Consider the following 6,979-nt stretch of genomic DNA (forward strand, 5'->3'; position numbering starts at 1 on the left):
GGCAGGCCATAAGTTGGTCTTGCTCCGGCAGGAGAGTGTATGGGGCGGAAGTTTAGCATACCCCGCAGCCTGTCTATTAACCGCCATGCTAGGGTGGCGACACCCTTGAAATTCGGCAGAAGCGCACGCACATATATTAACTAAACTTTGAAAATATAAAGGGAAATTTCATGCCCAAGCACTTTGAGCAAGCCCCCGGCCTGCATGACCAGCCGGTTCCGGAAACGGAAGGCTACGTCTTCAACCAGACCATGTTGCGTATTAAAGACCCCGAGCGCTCCATGGACTTCTACACCCGAGTAATGGGAATGAGGTTGGTGCGCAAGCTGGACTTCCCGGAAATGAAATTTACGCTCTATTTTCTGGGCTATCTTGATGACCGGCAAGCCGGTTCCGTGCCATCGGACGACGCTCACCGAACCACCTACACGTTCGGGCGCGAAGCTATGTTGGAACTGACCCACAACTGGGGCACAGAAAACGACAAGGACTTTACCTATCACAACGGTAACGATGAGCCTCAGGGGTTCGGACATATCGGCATCGCAGTGCCTGATGTGTACACCGCTTGCGAGCGCTTTGAGAGCCTGGGTATTGAGTTCGTCAAGAAACCGGACGATGGCAAAATGAAAGGCCTCGCTTTCATCAAGGATCCCGACGGCTACTGGATTGAGATACTGCAGCCGAACATGTTGGAAAAGCATCGCAAGAGCAGCTGATCAGTCTGCTGTGCCCGTGTCGCCTTTCGCGGCGGCACCGGGTTTCCCGCCATAACGCGAGGCCACAATCACCGCTGCGGTGAGTATGAAGGCGCCTGCAATGCCAACCGGCCCAAGAACCTCCTCCAAAAAGATCCAGGCAAGTAAGGCGACAAATAGCGGTTCTAGCGTGACGATAATGCTGGAAAGCGTGGCTGGTGTGGTCTTCATTCCGGCAAAGAAGCTTGCGTAGCCGATGCAGGTAGGCACAATGCCGATAATGGCGACCATCAGCCAATGCCGAAGCTCGAGTTCTTCAATTCCGTCAAAACCACCACTGAGCAACACCACGGGCAGCAGGATTAGCGCGGCGGTAAAAAAGCAGATGAATGCGGTGGTAAAGACAGGCGCGCCGGTTGAACTGTAACGACTTGTAAGCGTGAATCCGGTGTATACAAGCGCTGCCAAAAGCGCCATGAGTATGCCCGCCAGTCGCAGGGTGCCGCTGGTGTCCATGTCGCTGAAGACCAGCATGGTGGTACCGATAACAGCAGTAATCAGCGCCATAATGGTGAGTAGACTTGGCTTTTCTCCCAGCAACGGCGCCGCAAGCAATGCGACCAGCACCGGAGGCAAGCACAGGGCAATCAGTGTGGCGATGCCGGCGCCCGTCAGATCCACGGCCAGAAGGTAGCTGCCTTGATAAATAGCCTGAAAGAGCCCAAGGGCTGCAAGGGGCGCGAGGGATTTCAAATCCAGTTGTCGAAGGAAGCTGCCCGGTGCCGTTGCGTTTGTGCTGGCTTTTCGAAGTTGCCGCTGCTCATTGCGCATCAGCACCCAGAAAAATGGCAAGGCAACGGCTAGCCTGAGAAAAGCCAGAGTTGTAGCTTGCAGTTCAGTCTCGGTAAACAGGAATTTCGCAACGATTCCCGTGGTGGCCCAAAGCAGTGCTGCCAGGGCGATTAGCAGAGCGCCTCGAATCATCCTATAACCAGTATGATCAGTTCTTTGGGGCCGTGAACACCGTAAGCCAGGGTCTGTTCAATGTCGGCGGTTTTGGATGGCCCGGAGATTAACAGAGCGTTTGTTGGCATTCCAGAAGCCCAATTCTGGGCCAACATCGCCTCGTGGAATGTAGCGTGAAGTTCGGAGGCTTTCAGCACTGCAATATGGATGGGCGGCACCAGGCTCATCAGGCGAGGCTCATCCGGTGTAGGCCATAGAATCAACGACCCGGTTTCCGCAATGCCGCCCCGAGTGGAGGTGATGGCAGCATCTACCTCGTTGAACAGATGAGGCTGCCAGTTCTCGATGGGCTCGTCATAGATCAGCAGCTCCGGTAGATCGTCCTGCCTGGAGTCACGCAAATCGCGGCCAATCTGGTGTGCCGTGGGTATCAGCAAGCTGCGGGCACCGCGAGATGAGAGGATGCTGGCAAGCTGGGCAATCCAGGATTCCCGGGTACATAGGTGAACCTCTCCATGCACCGACTCTATGGTTTTCTGAAACTGATCAATGCGTTCAGCCACGGAGGAGGGTGGTCGTTGCATTACCGAGAAGTCGCAGTTCGGCACTTTCAGCTCGCCGCCGCTGCGGTTACGCAGGCGCTGCAAAATAGTGTCCCGAGAACTCATTGGCCGCGCTCCTTCATGCGTTCGTGGAGTGTTTTGGCGGCCAGTCTTGGTGCCGTACGGTATTCTGTCCAGCCTCCAAGTTGCCCAGGTTGCAGCTTTCGCAGGCGTGCTGCCACTGCAGTGCCAAACCGGTAAGCGCCGGGGCGTGCATGCATCCAGCTCCAGCCTTTCCAAACCAGCGCTTCCAAGGTGCCACGTTTTGCCCCGTGGCCGCGTACTTTGGCAGGGTTGAGTTTGTCGCCATCTACGGACTCCCGGCGCAGGCGCACCAGCAGATCCGGGATCGGAATTTTGACCGGGCACACCTCGCCACAGGCACCACAAAGGCTTGAGGCTGTTGGCAGATGCCGGCCTTCATCCAGGCCGATAAGGTGAGGCATCAGAATTTTGCCAATAGGGCCCGGGTAGGTAGTGCCATAGGTATGGCCACCCACGCGAGTATAAACCGGGCAGTGATTCATGCAGGCGCCACACCGAATGCAGCGCAGGGTGTCCAGCAGTTCGTCATCCTGATATATGGATGAGCGGCCGTTATCAACCAGTACCAGATGGACTTCTTCCGGGCCGTCCAGCTCTTCCGGCTTGCGTGGGCTGGAAATCATGTTGAAGTAAGTCGTGATGTGCTGCCCGGTGGCCGAGCGGGTCAGTAGGGCGAGAAGTGGAGCCACATCTTCCAGGTTGCCTACTACTTTCTCTATGCCGGTAACCGCAATATGGCAGGGCGGCACCGTGGTGGTCATGCGGCCGTTGCCTTCATTCTCCACCAGGCAAAGGGTGCCGGTTTCAGCGACGGCGAAGTTAACGCCCGAGACGCCCACATCTGCATTCATGAACTTTTCACGAAGCTGTTGGCGGGCGCTGGCGGTTAGGTACTCCACATCGTTGGATAGGTCGGTGCCGGTTTTTTCGTGCATCAGCTCGGAAATTTCACCGGTATTCTTGTGAATTGCGGGCATGATGATGTGGGAGGGCGTTTCTCCTGCAAGCTGAACGATGTACTCGCCCAGGTCCGACTCCAGAGCCTTAATGTCATGCTCTTCGAGGTAATGGTTGAGCTCCATTTCCTCAGAAACCATGGATTTGCCTTTGATGACCGTTTTGGCATTCCGGGCGACACAGATATCGCGGACAATTCGACAGGCTTCATCGCCATCAATCGCCCAGTGCACTTTGATGCCGTTTTCTGTGAGCTTTTTTTCGAGCTGCTCGAGTAAGTCGGGCAAGTTTGCCAGCGCCCGTAGGCGGATGTTGGCGCCCAAGTCTCTGAGGGCCTCCAGATCCATGCCCTCAAACGCGTCTTTGCGTTTGCTGATCAGTCCGTCCATGGCTTTGCGGAAGTTTTGGCGTATTTTGGGATCCGCAATGGCTGCCCGCGCACGAGGGTGAAATTCTTTTACGTCGATGTGGTGCGGGTCTTCCGAGCTTGCCTGGCTCATGATCCACTCCCATTGTCAGTGCGCTCCCAGAGAAAGCTCACGATATGCTGGCCGGCGAGGGGTTTGCCGTTTTTTTCTGCGTAGCCCGAGATGTTCATCAGGCAGCCGCAATCTGTTGTCACAAATGCCTCTGCGCCGGTGTCGGTCAGGGTGTCCACTTTTTCGCTCACCATGGCCCCGGAAATCTCAGGGTGGCGTACGGCAAAGGTGCCGCCAAAACCGCAACACTCCTCAGCGCGCACCTGCTCAACCAGGTTTACATTTTGCAGTTGCCCTATCAGCTTGGGGCCGACCTCCGCCACGCCCATCTCACGTCGAGCTGAGCAGGACGTGTGCATGGCAATGGTGGTGGGCTCGCCCAAGTCCTTCAGCTTTATGTGGCATACGTTCAGAAGAAAATCCGTTAGTTCCCAGGTTCGGGCGGCAACCTCAGCAGCTTTGACTTCGTGATCGGTATCTTTGAACAGCCTTGGATAATGCTTACGCATCATCCCGCCACAGGAGCCAGAAGGCACTACGATGGGCCAGTCTTCAGGGAACAAACCAAGCTGAGCCTTCGCAACGGCACGGGCTTCATCATGGTAGCCGGACGTATATGCCGGTTGGCCACAACATGTCTGATCTTCGGGGAAGCAGACCTTAATACCCTCGCGTTCGAGTAGCTGTATGCCAGCCATGCCCGCATCCGGGTAAAACATGTCTATCAGGCAGGTTGCGTAAAAATAAACGTGTGAGGGTTTTGGCGGGTAAACCTTAATGGGATCAGCCATAGCATGCCACTCGAGCTGGTTAGAGTTCTTGTCCAGTAATCATAGGGCGGTGGCTGACTGGTTGCCAGACGACTTTTGTGGGGGAAGGTTTGCGGCAGGAAGTGGAGAGGAAAGAACGGCGGCTGCAAGCCGCCGCCTTGCAAGCGGCAGGGGATTATTTCCAACCACTTATTTTACAGTTAAACGGTCAGCGTTCTTTTCAACGGTACGAGCGCCAATTCCTTTTACGTTGGACAAATCCTGGGGCGCTTGGAAAGGGCCATTTGCTTCGCGATACGCAATGATGGCTTCGGCCTTGCTGGCGCCAATGCCGTCGAGGTTCGCCAGAGTAACTGCATCTGCGCTGTTGATATTAATAACAGGCTGTTCTGCATAGGCAAATCCGGTTGCCAGGCTGAACAACAATACGAGTGTGGCGAAAAAGGGTGTGTGCTTCATGTAAGTGACTCCTGAGACTAACGTTTGTCGTTGTGGTTATAAGTCAGGGCACAATGCAGCAAAAGCAGGTTATCTGGCTTTTTAGGGTGAGGGCAAAGTTCGAGGAGAGATGACAGAATGCTCGTGAAAGACAGTGCACGGAGAAGGACTACATTCCATGTAATCCCCTTTCCGTGGCTGACCCCCGCCTGTTCCCTCAGGCTTCGCTCGTCCTGAGCGCTTCATCCTTGGTCGTCCTTGAAAGCCCATATCCTTCGGGCAGTTCCAATTCCTTTTGGCAGCTCCAGTTCCATGGAGCATTTATCCCTCTGCCAACGTTCCTTGCTGGCTTGTCATCCCTGACATTGCCTATTCTAGCGGGAGTACATTTGTGGGATACCGGAGATTGGCTCGCTGGCTTGTGAGATATCTCCTACAGGCGCCGTAGGCTCGAACCTTATTGAGGAAAGCGATATATCATAGCGGGTGTCCCAGTAGCCCAAGAACGCCAAGTGTAATCAGGTAACCTGCAACGATGTAGTTGAGTAAGCGGGGAAATATCAGAATGCCAATGCCTGCACCCAAGCTAATAAGCGGGGCGAGTTCCAGGTGAAGTGTCATAAGTGTCCTCGGTGATTATTTTTTAAAAAACGAAAGAAATCCGCCGGCGGCGATTAACGCTGCGCCACCGATCAGGTACCACATAGTGTCGTCAGTGAAGCGCCCCGTGAACGTCTCGCTTATCTGGTCACCAACTGATTGTGTTGATTGAAAACCGAAGTAGAGCAGGGCAATGCCAACTACGAGTAAAACGATACCGACGAGCTTTGAGCTTCCCATGGCATTCTCCTTGTAACGGCGGTTTGCCGCTTTGTTTTCAGAGCTTGGCACCGGATGCCAACGACAGCAACATCGGCGCAGCGAGCTTGCGAGAGCGAATGTCGCAGTTTTCGGACACATCGTCCGGTAACCCGGTCATTCTTTATCTTACTCAAAAATGATATTGCTTTAAAATTAAAGTGTTATCGGTGTGGCATGATTTTTTCATCTTATTTGGGTGCTAAACAACAAATTCAAGAAGGAGCATTCCATGTCGAACATTGCGTTCAACTGGGTTCGTCGTGTCGCTATACCGGCACTGACAATTTTCGTAGCATTAATGTTGCCATCGCTGCCTGCCAGTGCAGGCCAGACCGACTCCTACACACTGCCACAGCAGGCATACAGTCAGTCTCGGGCCCGGGACTACAAAGTTTATGTCCCGGATAACATTCAGTCGCCTGCTCCCATGGTTATGGCGCTGCATGGCTGTAAACAGACCAACAATGATGTGTTGAATGATTGGGGCCTGAAGGCGGCTGCGGATCAGTACGGCTTTATTCTCGTTGCCCCTTATATCACCAGTTATGACGGGTTGCGTAATCAGAACTGCTGGGGGTTCTGGTTTGAGCATCACCGCCACCAGGGCGCAGGAGAAGTAGAGGATCTTCATCAGATCGCGCTCGCGGTAGAAAATAATACCAACTACGATGTTGATGTTCAGCGCCGCTACATCACAGGGTTGTCCTCTGGTGGGGCCATGGCCGTTGTTACTGCCGTTGCACACAATGAGTACTGGGCGGCAGCTGCGCCGGCGGCCGGCATCCCTTATGGAGAGGACGCAGCTTCGGTATCTCTGTCTGGTCAGTGCCCGGGGAGTGCGACATTCCACAGTGTGTCTCGGGTGGTTTCCGATATAGGGTCCGAGGTAGATGATGCCTATCCCATTCCGCTTATGGTGCTGCATAACGAAAACGACTGCACCGTGATAAAAACCTCGGCCGATCGTATCCGCGACTCCCACCTTAAAGCGTTTGGGGATTCGGCTTTTGATCCTGGATTCAAGTATTAAGTGCAGCACCGCTCGTATCCAAGCCTCCTGAGTATTCGCCCCAGAAAACCTCTGCCGGTGTGCGATAACCCAGCCGTTTTCGTGGCCGGTTATTCAGTTTGTTTACCGCTTGCCTGATGGCTTTTCTGGATAC

9 protein-coding genes are annotated in these 6,979 nt (G+C 54.3%); 2 read left to right on the top strand and 7 right to left on the bottom strand.

Features of this window, described 5'->3' with window-relative positions:
• Nucleotides 1–170 precede the first annotated feature (170 nt).
• A complete protein-coding gene (gene gloA / locus BCA33_RS09775; protein ID WP_071265384.1) occupies nucleotides 171–719 on the top strand; it encodes a lactoylglutathione lyase in 549 nt (182 codons plus the stop codon).
• Here the strand turns inward: gloA and BCA33_RS09780 are convergent, their stop codons facing one another.
• The 7 genes from BCA33_RS09780 to BCA33_RS09805 all read right to left on the bottom strand — a co-directional run bounded on the left by BCA33_RS09780 (nucleotide 720) and on the right by BCA33_RS09805 (nucleotide 5,795).
• Nucleotides 720–1,682: a DMT family transporter gene (locus tag BCA33_RS09780; RefSeq protein ID WP_071265386.1), complete on the bottom strand. Its 963-nt coding sequence runs from the start codon at nucleotides 1,680–1,682 to the stop codon at nucleotides 720–722.
• Nucleotides 1,679–2,332, bottom strand: coding sequence for a lactate utilization protein (locus BCA33_RS09785; protein ID WP_071265388.1), 654 nt, complete (start codon nucleotides 2,330–2,332; stop codon nucleotides 1,679–1,681). The genes BCA33_RS09780 and BCA33_RS09785 overlap by 4 nt, the downstream gene beginning before the upstream one ends.
• Nucleotides 2,329–3,768 (bottom strand): LutB/LldF family L-lactate oxidation iron-sulfur protein, encoded by a 1,440-nt coding sequence (locus BCA33_RS09790; RefSeq protein ID WP_071265390.1) that lies wholly within the window; start codon nucleotides 3,766–3,768, stop codon nucleotides 2,329–2,331. Before BCA33_RS09790 ends, BCA33_RS09785 begins: the two co-directional genes overlap by 4 nt.
• Nucleotides 3,765–4,538, bottom strand: a complete 774-nt coding sequence (locus BCA33_RS09795; RefSeq protein WP_071265392.1) for a (Fe-S)-binding protein — start codon at nucleotides 4,536–4,538, stop codon at nucleotides 3,765–3,767. The genes BCA33_RS09790 and BCA33_RS09795 overlap by 4 nt, the downstream gene beginning before the upstream one ends.
• A gap of 168 nt (nucleotides 4,539–4,706) precedes the next feature.
• Complete coding sequence (locus tag BCA33_RS09800) at nucleotides 4,707–4,976, bottom strand: ComEA family DNA-binding protein (RefSeq protein WP_071265394.1); 270 nt, start codon at nucleotides 4,974–4,976, stop codon at nucleotides 4,707–4,709.
• 456 nt (nucleotides 4,977–5,432) lie between these two features.
• A complete protein-coding gene (locus BCA33_RS19785) occupies nucleotides 5,433–5,576 on the bottom strand; it encodes a DUF3096 domain-containing protein (protein WP_083394708.1) in 144 nt (47 codons plus the stop codon).
• A 15-nt stretch (nucleotides 5,577–5,591) separates the two neighbouring features.
• On the bottom strand, nucleotides 5,592–5,795 hold the full coding sequence (locus BCA33_RS09805; RefSeq protein ID WP_071265396.1) for a DUF3185 family protein: 204 nt from the start codon (nucleotides 5,793–5,795) through the stop codon (nucleotides 5,592–5,594).
• Between the two features lie 250 nt (nucleotides 5,796–6,045).
• Here BCA33_RS09805 and BCA33_RS09810 point away from each other — a divergent pair, with 250 nt between their 5' ends.
• The gene (locus BCA33_RS09810) at nucleotides 6,046–6,846 is read left to right on the top strand and encodes a PHB depolymerase family esterase (protein ID WP_083394709.1); all 801 of its coding nucleotides are present in this window, start codon (nucleotides 6,046–6,048) and stop codon (nucleotides 6,844–6,846) included.
• The last annotated feature ends 133 nt before the right edge of the window (nucleotides 6,847–6,979 follow it).

It is taken from the genome of Marinobacter sp. AC-23 (assembly GCF_001858325.1).
Lineage (GTDB): Bacteria > Pseudomonadota > Gammaproteobacteria > Pseudomonadales > Oleiphilaceae > Marinobacter.